The organism is Microcoleus sp. Z1_B2 (assembly GCF_036700325.1).
Classification (GTDB): domain Bacteria; phylum Cyanobacteriota; class Cyanobacteriia; order Cyanobacteriales; family Microcoleaceae; genus Microcoleus.
Genome location: NZ_JAUBOQ010000042.1, coordinates 1 through 14,883 on the forward strand (window position 1 = coordinate 1; position 14,883 = coordinate 14,883).

At 45.4% G+C, this 14,883-nt stretch carries 11 protein-coding genes; 8 read left to right on the top strand and 3 right to left on the bottom strand.

All coding sequences use genetic code 11. The features are described from left to right. Window positions 1–541: 541 nt before the first annotated feature. Both QT984_RS22335 and QT984_RS22340 read left to right on the top strand, forming a co-directional pair. Complete coding sequence (locus QT984_RS22335) at window positions 542–1,276, top strand: phosphoadenylyl-sulfate reductase (protein WP_333058431.1); 735 nt, start codon at window positions 542–544, stop codon at window positions 1,274–1,276. Window positions 1,277–1,484: 208 nt separating this feature from the next. Continuing rightward, window positions 1,485–2,462, top strand: coding sequence for a class II fructose-bisphosphate aldolase (locus QT984_RS22340; RefSeq protein WP_333058433.1), 978 nt, complete (start codon window positions 1,485–1,487; stop codon window positions 2,460–2,462). Between the two features lie 147 nt (window positions 2,463–2,609). On the opposite strand, the gene QT984_RS22345 is transcribed toward QT984_RS22340, so the two are convergent. Beyond that, the gene (locus QT984_RS22345) at window positions 2,610–3,449 is read right to left on the bottom strand and encodes a Uma2 family endonuclease (protein WP_333057603.1); all 840 of its coding nucleotides are present in this window, start codon (window positions 3,447–3,449) and stop codon (window positions 2,610–2,612) included. 358 nt (window positions 3,450–3,807) lie between these two features. Between QT984_RS22345 and QT984_RS22350 the strand changes: the two genes are divergently transcribed. Then, a complete protein-coding gene (locus QT984_RS22350; RefSeq protein ID WP_333263541.1) occupies window positions 3,808–6,018 on the top strand; it encodes a Tex family protein in 2,211 nt (736 codons plus the stop codon). 205 nt (window positions 6,019–6,223) lie between these two features. On the opposite strand, the gene QT984_RS22355 is transcribed toward QT984_RS22350, so the two are convergent. Then, window positions 6,224–7,471: an MFS transporter gene (locus QT984_RS22355; RefSeq protein ID WP_333057602.1), complete on the bottom strand. Its 1,248-nt coding sequence runs from the start codon at window positions 7,469–7,471 to the stop codon at window positions 6,224–6,226. 532 nt (window positions 7,472–8,003) lie between these two features. Here QT984_RS22355 and QT984_RS22360 point away from each other — a divergent pair. Further along, window positions 8,004–8,576, top strand: coding sequence for a Uma2 family endonuclease (locus QT984_RS22360; RefSeq protein ID WP_333057601.1), 573 nt, complete (start codon window positions 8,004–8,006; stop codon window positions 8,574–8,576). Between the two features lie 317 nt (window positions 8,577–8,893). On the opposite strand, the gene QT984_RS22365 is transcribed toward QT984_RS22360, so the two are convergent. After that, window positions 8,894–9,973: a PIN/TRAM domain-containing protein gene (locus tag QT984_RS22365; RefSeq protein WP_333057600.1), complete on the bottom strand. Its 1,080-nt coding sequence runs from the start codon at window positions 9,971–9,973 to the stop codon at window positions 8,894–8,896. 375 nt (window positions 9,974–10,348) lie between these two features. Here QT984_RS22365 and hemW point away from each other — a divergent pair, with 375 nt between their 5' ends. From hemW to QT984_RS22385, 4 genes are all read left to right on the top strand, one after another. After that, entirely contained in the window at window positions 10,349–11,692 is a 1,344-nt protein-coding gene (gene hemW / locus QT984_RS22370; RefSeq protein WP_333374972.1) for a radical SAM family heme chaperone HemW, read from the top strand. 227 nt (window positions 11,693–11,919) lie between these two features. Beyond that, the gene (locus tag QT984_RS22375; protein WP_333057597.1) at window positions 11,920–12,138 is read left to right on the top strand and encodes a hypothetical protein; all 219 of its coding nucleotides are present in this window, start codon (window positions 11,920–11,922) and stop codon (window positions 12,136–12,138) included. A 155-nt stretch (window positions 12,139–12,293) separates the two neighbouring features. Continuing rightward, window positions 12,294–12,566, top strand: a complete 273-nt coding sequence (locus QT984_RS22380) for a DUF1830 domain-containing protein (protein ID WP_333057596.1) — start codon at window positions 12,294–12,296, stop codon at window positions 12,564–12,566. A gap of 396 nt (window positions 12,567–12,962) precedes the next feature. Further along, a complete protein-coding gene (locus tag QT984_RS22385) occupies window positions 12,963–14,528 on the top strand; it encodes an FAD-dependent oxidoreductase (RefSeq protein ID WP_333057595.1) in 1,566 nt (521 codons plus the stop codon). Window positions 14,529–14,883 lie beyond the last annotated feature (355 nt).

The following is a 14,883-nucleotide window of genomic DNA, read 5'->3' on the forward strand; positions in this document are numbered from 1 at the left end:
GTCATGAGTGGACGGGCTATAAGAGCCCATCCCACAATAACAATTAAAATTGTAAGTTATTTAATTCGCGATCCTTATTTAATTAATGAGACGAGTCAATTTTTCGGATTGTAACAATGACATTTAAATAATTTTATTGTGTGGGATTTATAATTGGGGGGCAAATTCAATGGATCGCGCGACAGTCCCATTTTACCCAGTAGAGGAGTTTTGGGTTCACCAAAACTTCTGCCAGTGGGCGATCGCCATCCTTGAGCTTGATTGTGGGCCCAGCCGAAAAGACTGCTGCAAGATGCGGCCAGTCGATTTTAGATTTTAGATTTTAGATTTTAGATTGACGAAATTGAAGAGATTGAAGAAAGCGACCTCACTGATAAACCCAGGGGGCTGGCGATGAGGATTCAAAGCTTTTTTTTCGCTTCACGGATGAATCCGGGGGCCCCGGACGACATTGCTGGATTGTCAAATTAGTCGGCGAGAGAGAGACGGCGATCGGCTATAATAAAGGGCTAGAGGAAAAGAACACCGAAAACCCGAAAATATGGTTGCCATCCAAAGAAATCTCAACATTGCCGCCCTAGAAGCAGAATACAGTCAAAAAACACCGCGAGACATTCTCAAATTTGCCCTAGAAAATTTTGACAATATCTCCATTTCTTTCAGCGGGGCTGAAGATGTAGTTTTGATCGATATTGCCTCAAAAATCACCAAGAATTTCCGCGTTTTCACCCTAGACACCGGACGATTACACTCGGAAACTTATCAGTTTTTGGATCGAGTCAGAAAACATTACGGCATTAAATTAGAAGTAATGTTTCCCGATGCAGCCGAAGTACAAGCCCTAGTAGAAGAAAAGGGATTGTTTAGTTTTTATCAAGACGGTCACAAAGAATGCTGTGGCGTGCGGAAAGTCAGGCCGCTGCGCCGCAAACTGAATACTCTCGATGCTTGGATTACCGGTCAGCGGAAAGACCAAAGTCCCAGTACCCGCAACGGTATTCCGGTTATTGAAGTTGACACTGCATTCTCAACTCCTGACCATGAATTAATTAAATTCAATCCCTTAGCAAACTGGTCTTCGGCAGAGGTTTGGGAATACATTCGCGCTTTGGATGTGCCTTACAACAAGTTGCACGAACGCGGTTTTGTAAGCATTGGTTGCGAACCTTGTACAAAGCCGGTATTGCCGAACCAACACGAACGCGAAGGTCGCTGGTGGTGGGAAGAAGCGACCGTAAAAGAATGCGGTTTGCACGCTGGTAACGCACAAACCTAGTAGTAAATCACTCAAGGAGTAAGGTGCGCTAGGCTTACCAAACAAATCGTAAGGTGCGCCCTTACGCACCTTACTCAAGAATCAATGCACTTCACATAAATCGTAGCCGAAGAATTCGCAATTAAAATAAACACAAATTAAGCTGAGCTGGGCCTAGAACTTTGATAGAATGATCGACATTCAGAAAAGTTTTTAAAGTAGGTACTATATGCTCGCGTCAACTAGGGAATTGCTGAACACGGCCTTGAGAAATGGTTATGCGATCGGCGCTTTTAACGTCTACAACCTCGAAGGAGTAAAAGCCGTCATCAATGCGGCAGAAGCGCTGCACAGTCCTGCTATACTGCAACTTCACCCCAGTGCCATCCAATACGGAAAATCGCCTTTAGTCGCGCTGTGCATGGAAGCGGCCCGCAAATCTTTAATGCCGATCGCAGTACACTTAGATCACAGCACCTCAGAAAAAGACATTCACCTCGCCCTAGCCGCCGGCATCAAATCAACTATGGCAGACGGTTCTTTTTTGCCCTACGAACAAAACTTAATATTTAGCCGGGAAATGACTAAATTATGCCACGCTAACGGTGCGGCAGTTGAAGCAGAAATCGGCAGAATTAGCGGCCGGGAAGAAGGTTTGACAATCGAGGAGAAAGCCGCAAGGATGACCGATCCGGTATCAGCCGTAGAGTTTATCAAAGAAACTAAGGTGGATTTTTTAGCCGTAACAATTGGTAACGTTCACGGCAAATATCTCAGCGAACCGAAACTCGATTTTCCACGTCTGGCCAAAATCCGCGCTGCTGTTTCAGTGCCGTTAGTGATGCACGGTGCTAGCGGTTTGCGGGAGTCAATGATTCATCAATGTATTAAATTGGGAGTCTCTAAATTTAATGTGAATACGGAAATTCGCGAAGCTTATATGGACGTGTTAAAAAGTAGCATTTCTGAGGCAGATCCGGATTTGTTGGAAATAATGGAAAAAGCTATCGATGCCATGCAATCGGTCATTTCTGACAAACTGCAACTTTTTGGTTCTGTCGGTAAAGCTTATTTGCATCATTCTCCCTACGCGGATGACTTAACCGCAAAGAGTACCAGCAACAAACACACAAGCCGCAACCAATCAAGTTTCGATCAAATCTTAAAGCCTGTGTATAGTGAGGCTTTCTGTCTTCTTGTGAAGTAAAAAAACTAAAGTCCTGACTGCGAACCAGCGATTAAAAGGGCGGGTTTTTGAGATTGTCAATTATGGGCAGATATTTTTCGTGAACCCGCCCGTACCGTATTAGGGGTAATCGACCGGACATAATATTAGTCAGGACTTCAGTCTTCTCTAACCGTTTAAAAATCGATCGGGATCGATGCCAGATTCCCGCAGCCGCCGAATTAAAGACTGCAATTGAGCTTCCGCTGACTCTGCCCGCTGCCGTTGCTGTTCCGCTTCAGTGAGAATCCAATTGCCATCAACATCATACCAGCGCAACCACAGTCGATCGACTCCCTGAAACTCTCCTTGCCACAAACCCAAGCCCAAACTTAGGTCAGGAATCCACACTCGCGACTCGGGCAATTCTAATTCTTGATAGTGTCCGCCCTTCAATTCAAACACTCGCAATTTGTTAGTATAGCGGCTGAAAACAGCATAAATAGGAACCCGCAAAATTTGCTCGTAAACCTCCCATTTTCTTGGCGGTTCATCCTTCCTCTCGGCATCCAAAACTTGCCCGTTACCGGCAGTGTTTCCCGACTGAGGTGGCAACTTTTCCTCATCGGTATTGTCGCCTAAATCTTCTTTTTCCGTTCCCGGCGAAAGCAGTTCTACAATTACAAAAGGATTCACACCTTCCTGCCAAGTAACATAACTCATCCGCAGTTCCGATCGATCGTAAAGTCGGGGAACTCCCACAACTCCAAACCAATCCGGCCGCTTGTGCCACAGAGTGTGCTGCACGTCATAATAAAGGTTCATGTCGGTGCCGCTAAATATCTCAGAAGCCGGATAATTCCGAGGCCGAAACGTCAGACTCAACAACTGCGGCTGCAAATCGTGAAATTCGTCAGGCAAACCAGGTTCATCCGGGTCTTCGCTGGGTAAATCGTACATCGTCGGCAGCGTTTCTCTGGGCGATCGCGGCGGATCGGTTTGCGGCACAGGATATTTAAAAGGAAACATATAATATTGAGAAATGACTCCATTTATGCTAACATCATGGGAACATCCCAATGATGCTTTCACAGGAGTGCAAGCCGGAGAGCTAGAAGCGAGAGATATCGGCTTTGCCGTGCGAGACGATCGCACTCCTAGAAAACGATTTTAACAAAATTGGGACAATCCCTTTTCTTGCTCTATTCTGTGAAGTTAATCTAAAATCTAAAATCTAAAATTGACCAAGAATTTGTTGATGGTACAAGCCCTTGAATTTATCCGTGGAATCAATCCAAAATCTAAAATCTAAAATCCTCACGCCCCCGAATTGATCTCGCGCAAGTCAATCCAAAATCTAAAATCGCCTGACCCGAAATTCTGCACTATGATCGACATTCCTCAACTGATTGCTCAAGAACTTTCCATCAATCTGTCTCAAGTCAATAATGCTCTGGAACTTTTCGCCGAGGGAGCAACTATTCCGTTTATTGCCCGCTACCGCAAAGAACGCACGGATTTGCTGAATGAAATTCAGTTGCGGGACATCTCCGATCGCTTCACCTATTTGACGGAAATTGAAGAGCGCAAAAAGTCTATTTTAGAGACGATTAGCTCTCTGGGGAAACTCACTGAAGAATTGCAAGCTAAAATCGAATCATGTTTGCAAAAAAACGAACTAGAAGACCTTTATCTGCCTTATAAACCCAAGCGACGGACGCGAGCGATAATTGCTAGGGAAAAAGGTTTGGAACCGCTGGCAAATTTTATCAAAAGTCTGAACTTGCCGACGGCTAAACCAGCAGACTTTGAGGCGGAAGCAGGTAAATATATTTCGGAAGAAAAGGGAGTGAAAACAGCAGAAGAAGCTCTCAAAGGTGCTGGGGATATTTTGGCGGAAGCGGTTTCGGAAAAAGCTGAATTGCGGGCTTATTTGCGAGAATTTTTGATGAAAACAGGAGTTTTTGTCTCTAAAATTAAAGAGGATTTCCCGGAAGGAAGCACTAAATTTGAAATGTACCGCAATTATCAAGTTGCAGCGAGAAGCGTTCAGTCGCACAATATGTTAGCGCTGTTTCGCGGGGAAACGGAAGGGGTTTTAGATTTGGAACTGGCTTTTGATGAATCCGCCGTGATGGCTTATTTGGAAAGTCAGGAAATTAGAACTAGGATACCAGAAGTTAAAGAGTTTTATCGATCGACTTTGAAGGATGCCTTCAACCGACTGATGAAGACTTCGTTAATCACGGAAGTACGATCGCACAACAAAGCAGTCGCTGATATCGAGTCCATCGCCACTTTTGAAACCAACCTGCGCGAGTTGCTGCTGTCGGCGCCGGCGGGAATGAAACCCACATTGGCGATCGATCCGGGATTTCGCACGGGGTGTAAAGTTTCCGCCCTCGATGAAACCGGGCAATTTTTAGAATATCAAGCAATTTTTCCCCACCAAGCGGCCGCTCAGCGACAACAAGCGGGTAAAATTGTCAAGCATTTAATTGAAAAATATAAAATTGAATTAATCGCGATCGGCAACGGTACAGCTTCCCGCGAAACAGACGAATTTGTTTCGGAAGTTTTGGCCCAAATGGAAAGAAAACCGATTAAAGTCATGGTGAATGAATCCGGTGCATCGATTTATTCAGCAAGCGAGGTGGCGATCGCCGAATTTCCCGATCTCGACATCACCGTCCGCGGCGCAGTCAGCATCGGACGACGCTTGCAAGATCCCCTCGCCGAACTCGTGAAAATCGACCCGAAATCAATAGGAGTCGGTCAATACCAGCACGATGTTGACCAAAAACTGCTCAAAAAGAAACTCGACGAAACTGTCGAAAGCTGCGTGAATTATGTCGGAGTTGACTTAAACACAGCCTCGAAAGAACTGCTAACATTTGTGTCAGGAATGACGGCAACAGTTGCCAAAAATATCGTCAATTACCGCAACGAAAATGGCGCGTTTAAAAATCGCCGCCAACTGCTGAAAGTTCCCAAACTCGGGCCAAAAGCTTTTGAACAAGCAGCCGGGTTTCTCCGCATTCGCGGCGGCGAAAACCCCCTGGACAATACAGCAGTTCATCCCGAAAGTTATCCTGTCGTGCAGGCGATCGCCAAGGATTTAGACTTGCCGCTGACTGGAATAACACAAATATCTGAAAAAATCAAGACTGTAAACATCAAGAAATATGTCACAGAGAAAGTCGGAGAACCAACACTCCGAGACATTATTTCGGAACTAGAAAAACCGGGAAGAGACCCGCGTGCCGAGTTTAAATATGCCACTTTCCAAGCAGGAATCAAAGAAATCTCCGATTTGCAAGTTGGGATGGAATTAGAAGGCATAATCACGAATGTAGCTAACTTTGGAGCCTTTGTTGATGTGGGAGTGCACCAAGATGGTTTGGTTCACGTTTCTCAATTAGCCGATCGCTTTGTAGATGACCCCAAACAGATTGTCAAAGTCGGACAAGTTGTGAAAGTGCGGGTTTTGGAGGTGAATGAGAAGTTAAAGCGGGTTAGTTTGACGATGAAGTTGCAAGAAAAACCGCAACCGCAAAATGGCAATAGTGCGAGGCTTCCGGCCCCGCGCCGACGTTGAAACTTTGGGGGAAAGGTGAAATACTCACCGGCCTGAAGGCGCGGTGAGTATTTCAAAAGTCTGGAACTCTCATAAATGCGTGAAATGAAATTCGTCTGAAAGGGCTAACCCAAGCGTATTGCTCTATAGATGCTCTACAACAGAACAGTGAGCGCAATGATTTGAGCAGTATTAATGTATGCAACATTGCTTTGGGCAACAGTCGCTAACCCCGTAATCGAGAGGGGACTTCCTGCCAGAATAGTGGGACTGCGATCGAACCAATTATCAACTGAATGCCACCAAAGATAGCGAGAGAAGGCCCAAATCCAAAGCGCAGTAGCTCTCCAAATACGAGACTGCCTACACCAAATCCAGTAAAGAGAGTAAATACTTTCAGTCCCATCGTTTGCCCCAAATTGTTGTCATCTCCGAGATCGGTCACAATTCCGACAAACAACGGTTGAGTCAGGTCATACCCTAAAGACAAAATAAGAACTGCGATCGTCGTTCCCAGTGGCGGAATCTCAAAAATCATTGCAATCCCAGCCACAGCAGCCATTACCAACCCTGCTGGAACGAGCCAACGCCGTCCCCACCGATCGACGGCTTGACCAATGAAAGAACTTAGCAATAAACCGGGAATGCCGTACCCAAGAATGTTTAAACCAATGCTCAAGGCATCCATACCGTACCGTTGCGATAAATACAACCCTAGCCATGTATATACCCCAGAGTGGTAAATACCATTCCACAGAACATAAGCATATGTACGCTGCCCCCGAAAGGTTGCTAATATCTGGCTGTATCCCCTAAAGATTTGGCGAATAGGCGGTAATTTGGTGACTTTTGGTGTATCAAATAAAGAACCGTAAGGATGAAGGCGCCAAAGCACAACAGCAGCAAGCAAAGCAGTACCTAGAAAGAGCACTCGCCAACCTACAAATGGCTCAAGAATCGCTCCCCCCGCAGAGCCTGCTGCCATTCCCCCTTCCATTGCTGCAAACACCAATCCTAGCTTGGCACCTCGCCGATCGAACGGGAATAAATCGCCAATTAAGGCGAAGGTAAGGGGAATCACACCACTTGCTCCAATCCCGGTTAATAGCCGCCAGGTTGCCATCTGCGAAGCATTTTGGGCCGTGGCAGTTAAAGCGGTGAAAATGACAAAAAGAGCAAGCGAGATGCGAATAATAGACCATCGACCAAAGCGATCGGACAGGAGGCCGAAGAATAATGCCATCAGTGCATAGGACAGCATATAGGCTGGAACGATAAAGCCGATTTCCTGAACCGGAACATTAAAAACTTCAGCCAAACGTGGAATCAGGGGAGCAATCATGTACCCCTGTAGAAAAATTAGCCCCGCAGCGATCGAAAGCCAGGAAAACAGGTCTTTATGCTGCTTTAGGCGAATCGCGGTATCGGCTGGTTCGGTATGGGGGTGATTAAAAGATTCTTTTAGTTTCGGCATGAATTTGGGAGATTTCAACTCATATCACATTTCACGGACGACTAAAATCTGAGAACTTAGCTGGAGTGCCAACGCCGACAGCCAAGGGCGATGGACTGGTGAAAGCTTGGAGTACCTTCTCAACTCTGGAGGTTACAAATTTTGTAGGTAAGGTGTGGAATTTAGCCCTTAATGTCAGGATACCTTGATAAATGTCATGATTTATACAAAAATAGTATATTTAGATACAGAATTTCTTATAAGACTTATTAGTTCAGGTTATCAGCAAAGCTAGGATTTACGCATTGACAGAAATTTTTTAATCCCACAAAGTGGTTTGTTTGATGGCTGTGCGATCGCATTCAATTTCCCCATGAATCGAATGTGTGGCGAGAAAACCTACACATTAAACAATACGCTGGGGATAAGAATAATCTGATTTCCTTTCACAAGTTTGCAACTCTCATAAATGCGTGAAATGAAATTCGTCTGAAAGCGCTAACCCAAGCGTATTGGGCTATAATTGTGTAATCCTCACCAACCTTAAAATTATATGGTTGCAAGTAAAAGCGACACCTACGTCTCTCCTGAAGATTATTTAGCAGGCGAGAAAGTCAGTCCGATCAAACACGAGTACAGACAAGGTGAAATCTATGCAATGGCAGGGGCAAGCAAAGCTCATGTCATCATTAGTGTAAATGCAGCAACTTTGTTGAGAAACCATCTTCGGGGAAGTGGCTGCATAACTTACATGGCAGACATGAAAGTTCGGAATGAGACATCAAATTTCTATTACTATCCCGATGTAGCGGTGAGTTGCGATGAACGGGACAGAAATACTGCTGAAGATTTCATTATCTACCCGCGCTTAATTGTGGAAGTTTTATCGCCAACAACAGCGGCTTTTGACAGAGGTGAAAAGTTTGCCGATTACCGTACTTCCGAAAGTTTGCAAGAGTATGTATTAATCAATCAAGAAAGAGTTAGTGTAGAGTGTTTTCGCCGGAATGCAGAGGGTTTGTGGGTGCTTTATCCTTACAGTCAAGGACAAGAAGTTCAGTTTGCTAGCGTGAATTTTAGCTGTGCGATCGAGACATTGTATGAAGATGCGATCGGGATTGGTTGATTTTAATTACTCTAGAATCACTGATATTGATACGATTGAACCGCGAAGACGCTAAGGACGCGTTCGGCGAAGCCGTTCCCGTAGGGTAGGAAGAGAAAAGAAGAAGAAGCTGGTAATTGCTATTTTTTCTTGCTGGCTTTCCAAGTGCCACCGTAGAAGTAAAAAGGATTGTTTTTACTTACCGATTCCCAACATTTAAGACACAAAAAAAACCACTGCCCCGACTCGTCATACCGGGCGCGGTAGAGAGTCGGGGCAGATTGGGAACAGCGATCGCAATATTTGATTCTGATTGCCCTGGCCATTGTTACTCAGTTTTAAACAATAACGGATTCTTGAGGACGGGCGAATATCATGCGGCCGGCGCTGGTTTGCAGGGCGCTGGTGACTACGACTCTGGCTTCGCCACCGACATAGCTGCTGCCGGCTTCTACGACAACCATTGTGCCGTCATCCAAGTAACCGATTCCCTGAGAGGGTTCTTTGCCTTCTTTGCGGATTTTTAGTTCGATCGTATCTCCCGGCAAATAAGTCGGGCGCACCGCATGAGTCAAATCGTTGATATTCAAAACCGGCAGTTTTTGGACGGTAGCTACTTTCGATAAGTTGTAATCGTTGGTGAGCAAAATGCCGTCGATATCTAAAGCAAATCGGACTAATTTTGCATCGACTGTGGCAATATCTTCGTAGTCTGCCGAGTGAATTTGAATGCGTTCTGGATATGTTTCTTTGATGCGGTTGAGTACATCTAAGCCGCGGCGTCCGCGCACTCGCTTTTGATCGTTGGCGGAATCAGCTACCAGTTGCAGTTCTTGGAGCACGAATTGGGGCACGATAATTTGACCTTCGAGGAAACCTGTTTCTAGCAAGTTTTCAATTCTGCCGTCAATAATGCAGCTAGTATCGACAACTTTGGCAGTGGCTGGTTTGAAAGTACCTTCGGCTAGCAACACCGTGTCAAAGCTTTTGGGGTTGATCAGTCGCAAGAAAGCGCGGCCGTGGGTGTCTGTCAAACTGACCCCTGTGAAGCCGAACATGACGCTACCCAAGACTGCGACTAAAGGTTTGATGAAGCCGAACTCGCGGGGTATGGGCAGCAGGAACAGCGGAGCCAGCATTAAGTTTGCTACTAGCAGTCCGATGATTAAGCCGATCGCCCGCGTCAGCAGCATCTCCACCGGCATATCGCGGACTTGTTTTTCTAGGCGGCGATAGGTTGTTTGAGCCACTAATCCCATCACGAAGCCGATTAATGCTCCAAAGGAACCTAGTACAGAACTTAAGCCTTGTATATTTGTAACTTGCAGCAGCAGATTGCTCGGCAGGAGTTCGACTCCGTAATAGCCGATGCCTCCGCCTGCGATTATGAATGAGATTATTATGATTGCGTCTAGCATTAGTTCTAGGTTAATGAATTTATGCCTATTATATCTTTCTAGTGCTGATACTTGTTTTCATGCTTTGGTCGGATATCGCTATATTTGCTGAGGGATTTTTATAAACTTATATTTACCCGTTGTACCCTTTGGGGGATGTGCCAGGGAGCCGATCGGGATTTAGCGCGCCCCGCCGCCAGCAGGCACGAGGTGCGAATAGACCGCGCTGCGGGCTGTTGGGGAATTTTGGCAGATCAAAACGGGTACGAGGTTAAATTAAAAGAGCCGATGGTTCGCACCCCTTTTTTTGTCAGAAAATGTCATAATATACATAATTATTCATGATTGTTTAATTAAAACTTTAGATTTGAAGTGGCGCTTTCGGCTTGAGATATAATGAACCCTCCCACAGATTATTTAACATTTGAATTAAAAAAAAGTGTGCAAGCGGCAAATTCCGGCATTCCTAGTTCGGCTTACCTGCATATACCTTTTTGTCGCCGCCGCTGTTACTACTGCGATTTTCCGGTTTTTGTGGTGGGCGATCGCAAAAATGGCGAGAATTCCGGCACCATAGTCCAATACGTTGCTGTACTGTGTCAAGAAATTCAAGAAACTAAAAATTTAGGCGCATCTCTCAAAACAGTTTTTTTTGGTGGCGGCACGCCTTCGCTGCTTTCTGTCAGTCAGTTGAGCAATATTTTAGAGACTCTCGACGGCAAATTTGGGATTGCTGCTGGGGCGGAAATTTCTATCGAAATAGACCCCGGTACGTTTACTTTAGAACAGTTGCGGGGATATGCAGCGGCGGGAGTAAATAGAGTTAGTTTGGGAGTGCAGGCTTTTCAGGATGAATTGCTGCAAGCTTGCGGGCGATCGCACTCTGTCGCTGATATTTTTGAAGCAGTGGAAATAGTGCGATCGGCTGGTATTGTCAATTTCAGTTTAGACCTAATTTCGGGACTGCCGCACCAAACTTTAGAAAACTGGGAAGCTTCCCTGAAATCGGCGGTGGAAATTTCCCCGACTCACCTGTCGAGTTACGACTTAATTGTTGAGCCCTTAACTGCTTTCGGGCGCTACTTTGAAGCAGGCGCGCAGCCGCTACCAGCAGATGAAACCGCTGCTGGAATGTACCGTTTAGCGCAGGAAATTCTGACCGGCGCTGGTTACGAACATTACGAAATTTCTAATTACGCTCGCGATGGCTATCAGTGCCGCCACAACCGCGTTTATTGGGAAAATCGCCCTTATTACGGTTTGGGAATGGGGGCGGCGAGTTACGTGGAAGGCCGGAGGTTGACTAGACCTCGCAAAACTCAAGAATATTATCAGTGGGTGCGATCGATCTCTCGCCTCAATTCCCCTGCTACTCCTCGAATTGGGGGGGAAACCCAGCCAGATATTTACCCAGCAATTGAGCCAAGTTTTCCCGTTTCAGAAAATGACGTTTTGTTAGAAACGCTGATGCTAGGTTTGCGTTTAGCAGAAGGAGTTAGCCTGTCGGCGCTGACTGAAAAGTTTACTCAGCAAACGGTTGATAAAATTTGGCGTTGTTTGCAGCCCTACTGGCGGCAAGGATGGGTAGAAATTATCACTGCGGATGGGGCGATCTCAAATTTAGGAGAGGGCGCGAAACTGCCACTGTCGGGCAATTTGAGGTTGAGCGATCCCGAAGGTTTTTTATTTTCTAATACAATTTTAGCCGATTTGTTCAGCAAGTTAGGCGAGGATAATTAGCTCTGTCTCAGGAAGTATATCCCCCGGCAAGCGCGATCGACCCTAAAGCCGTGGCCGCCAATGCGATCGAAAGGAAATTCAATTGCTCCCTAGCTCGATCATCTCAAAAATAATATATTTTATATCGATCCCTAAACAAATCTTAAAGGTGAACTAAGCCTTGAGATAGACGCCACGACTGCACTCCAGCCGTCATACTTAAGACTGAACATTTAAAAAGTAATTTAATGAACACTTTAACTATCGAGCGCAACCAAACCCAAAAGCAGCCCAGCCTTGTAATTAGCGAGCGCGGGTGCAATCCGGCTTCCAAGTGTAATTTTTGCGGTCACTACCAACAGGCAAGAGGTTCTGTCGGTCACTGTCAATTGTTGAATGCACCTGTTAAGGGAGGATGGAAATCTTGCACTTTAGCAATGCCGACTTTTGCACCTTCTTGGGAATAGGGGGAAGGCGCTGATGTTTTCCCGGAGAAATTTATTAATTAACCCAAAAAATGTATAAAAAATGTATAAAAAATTCTGTTTTAACTGGGAATATGCTATAATAAGCTTAGGTCTTTTGCCACTCGCTCGCACCATTGCACAAACAAGTTAAAAAGATGAATTTGACACTAAATCAGGTAATTTCCGAAGGTCATACGCGCATTTTGTGTTGGTATCTTAATAATACTAGCAAAGTGCAAATCGCTCGCATTACAAATATTCCTAATTGGTATTTTGAGCGGACGGTTTTTCCGGGAGAGCGTTTTTTGTTTGAAGCGTTGCCGGAAGCTCAATTAGAAGTTTGCAGGAGTGCGGATACGGGTGGTATAGTGTGCGAGCGAATTTTGTGCGATCGGCTGCGAGTTGAAGAATTAAGTACGGCTGATTGAAGATAATTCCCCAGACTTACCAACGAGAGGTAGAAACCCGGTTTTTTTTCAGAAACCGGGTTTCTTTGTATGATTATAAAAACTCGGTTCGCGATCGCACTCCCAACCTCATAAACCCGGTTGATTCCTAGATTTCTCGTTACTAAGCCCCAAATTCGTAGAAACTCACATCTTGCACCATTCTCGCTTAACAGGCTTTCCGGCCTGTTCCACAAGAAAATCTACTCTTTGTGGAACAGGCCGGAAAGCCTGTTCCTAAAAAGCTTATTGACAAGGGTGCAACCTCTTAGTATAAACCGGGATTCTCGCCACCCCATGCGTCAGCCCTGAAACTGTCGGAAATGTGGATCTAAGCTAAATTATAAAAAATCCACCACTCTTCAATCCTAAAACCCGATGTCCCTCACCGAACAAATCCTCTCCCAAATGCCAGGAGACGCCCTCACAGGCCTGAGAAAAGTCGATCGACTCTGGGAAAACCTCAAACAAAACACCGCACCAGCAGCCCAAGCAGTCAAACACAGCCAACAACCCCTCGAAACCCTCGACTTCGACATAGTTATCGGCGGCGGAACCCTAGGAATATTAATCGGTACAGCCTTAGCCGTGCGGGGTTGGCGAGTAGCCTTGATAGAACGCGGCACCCTGCGAGGCCGCGATCAAGAATGGAACATTTCTCGCAAAGAATTAGACGCATTCTTAGAACTAAATTTGCTCTCTGTTGAAGAGATAGAAAAGGCCATAGCCACCGAATATAACCCAGCCCGCATCAGCTTTGCCAACACCCCAGACATTTGGGTGCGCGACGTACTCAACATCGGAATAGACCCAGTTTACCTCCTAGAAACCCTGAAACAGCGATTCCTCCAAGCTGGAGGAAAGCTATTTGAAAATACACCATTTAAAACAGCAACCATTCACCCAAATGGAGTCCTTGTAGAATCGGCCAACACCGATACACAACCTGCTACAAATTTATTTAAAACCCGATTATTATTAGACGCAATGGGACATTTTTCGCCCATTGTCCGCCAAGCTAGACAAGGGAAAAAACCCGACGCCGTATGTTTAGTAGTCGGTAGTTGCGCTCAAGGATACCCCAAAAACGACACCGGCGATATATTTGCATCCTTCACCCCAATGCAAAATCAGTGCCAATATTTTTGGGAAGCATTTCCAGCCAGAGACGGCCGCACCACCTACTTATTTACCTACATAGACGCCGACACAGAAAGATTCAGTTTAGAAACATTATTTGAAGAGTATTTGCGCTTGCTTCCCCAATATCAAAACGTCGAACTCGAACAGTTAAAATTCCAAAGAGCACTCTACGGATTTTTTCCCTGCTATCGCCAAAGTCCTCTCAAAACGCCTTGGAATCGCCTACTCCCAGTCGGAGACAGCAGCGGTAGCCAATCTCCCCTCAGCTTCGGCGGTTTCGGCGCAATGGTGCGTCACCTCAAACGCTTGACTTTAGGAATTGACGAAGCTTTGACAAGCGACAGTCTCGACAAAAATTCCCTCGCACTTTTGCAACCCTACCAGCCGAATCTATCTGTCACCTGGTTGTTTCAGCGTTCGATGAGTGCTGCGATGAATCAGAAAATAGACCCAAATCAAATCAATCAACTTTTGGCTGCCGTATTTCAGGTTATGGAAGAGTTGGGAGAACCGGTACTCAAACCGTTTCTTCAAGATATCGTGCTGTTTCCGGCTTTGTCCCAAACTCTGTTTAAAACAGCAATTAGCCATCCCGGATTAGTTATGAAAATTATCCCGCAGGTAGGAATAACTAATTTGCTCGATTGGATGGTTCATTATGTAAATTTAGGAATTTATACGGGATTGCAGCCTTTGGGGAAAGCCGTAGAACCGCAGGTAAAAAATTTAGCGCCGGAGCAGCAATACTATTTTCACCGATTAGTTGAAGCGTGGCAATATGGCGCTGGAGGCGATTATTAATTGATTAATTGTGGCACGGGCATCTTGCTAGTGGCAAATATATGAACAGGCAAGATGCCTGTTCCACAACACAAGATAATTTATTGATTAATTAATTAATTGTGGCACGGGCATCTTGCCCGTGGCAAATATAGGAACAGGCAAGATGCCTGTTCCACAACACAAGATAATTTATTGATTAATTAACTGTGGCACGGGCATCTTGCCCGTGGCAAATATATGAACAGGCAAGATGCCTGTTCCACAACACAAGATAATTTATTGATTAAGTAATTAATTGTGGCACGGGCATCTTGCCCGTGGCTAATATCTGAACAGGCAAGATGCCTGTTCCACAACATAATATAATTTATTG

What these genes read in the sequence shown, in the direction of transcription:
- QT984_RS22335 (WP_333058431.1), top strand. Translation starts at nt 542, where the DNA reads ATGGTTGCCATCCAAAGAAATCTCAACATTGCCGCCCTAGAAGCAGAA.
- QT984_RS22340 (WP_333058433.1), top strand. Translation starts at nt 1,485, where the DNA reads ATGCTCGCGTCAACTAGGGAATTGCTGAACACGGCCTTGAGAAATGGT.
- QT984_RS22345 (WP_333057603.1), bottom strand. Translation starts at nt 3,449, where the DNA reads ATGTTTCCTTTTAAATATCCTGTGCCGCAAACCGATCCGCCGCGATCG.
- QT984_RS22350 (WP_333263541.1), top strand. Translation starts at nt 3,808, where the DNA reads ATGATCGACATTCCTCAACTGATTGCTCAAGAACTTTCCATCAATCTG.
- QT984_RS22355 (WP_333057602.1), bottom strand. Translation starts at nt 7,471, where the DNA reads ATGCCGAAACTAAAAGAATCTTTTAATCACCCCCATACCGAACCAGCC.
- QT984_RS22360 (WP_333057601.1), top strand. Translation starts at nt 8,004, where the DNA reads ATGGTTGCAAGTAAAAGCGACACCTACGTCTCTCCTGAAGATTATTTA.
- QT984_RS22365 (WP_333057600.1), bottom strand. Translation starts at nt 9,973, where the DNA reads ATGCTAGACGCAATCATAATAATCTCATTCATAATCGCAGGCGGAGGC.
- hemW (WP_333374972.1), top strand. Translation starts at nt 10,349, where the DNA reads ATGAACCCTCCCACAGATTATTTAACATTTGAATTAAAAAAAAGTGTG.
- QT984_RS22375 (WP_333057597.1), top strand. Translation starts at nt 11,920, where the DNA reads ATGAACACTTTAACTATCGAGCGCAACCAAACCCAAAAGCAGCCCAGC.
- QT984_RS22380 (WP_333057596.1), top strand. Translation starts at nt 12,294, where the DNA reads ATGAATTTGACACTAAATCAGGTAATTTCCGAAGGTCATACGCGCATT.
- QT984_RS22385 (WP_333057595.1), top strand. Translation starts at nt 12,963, where the DNA reads ATGTCCCTCACCGAACAAATCCTCTCCCAAATGCCAGGAGACGCCCTC.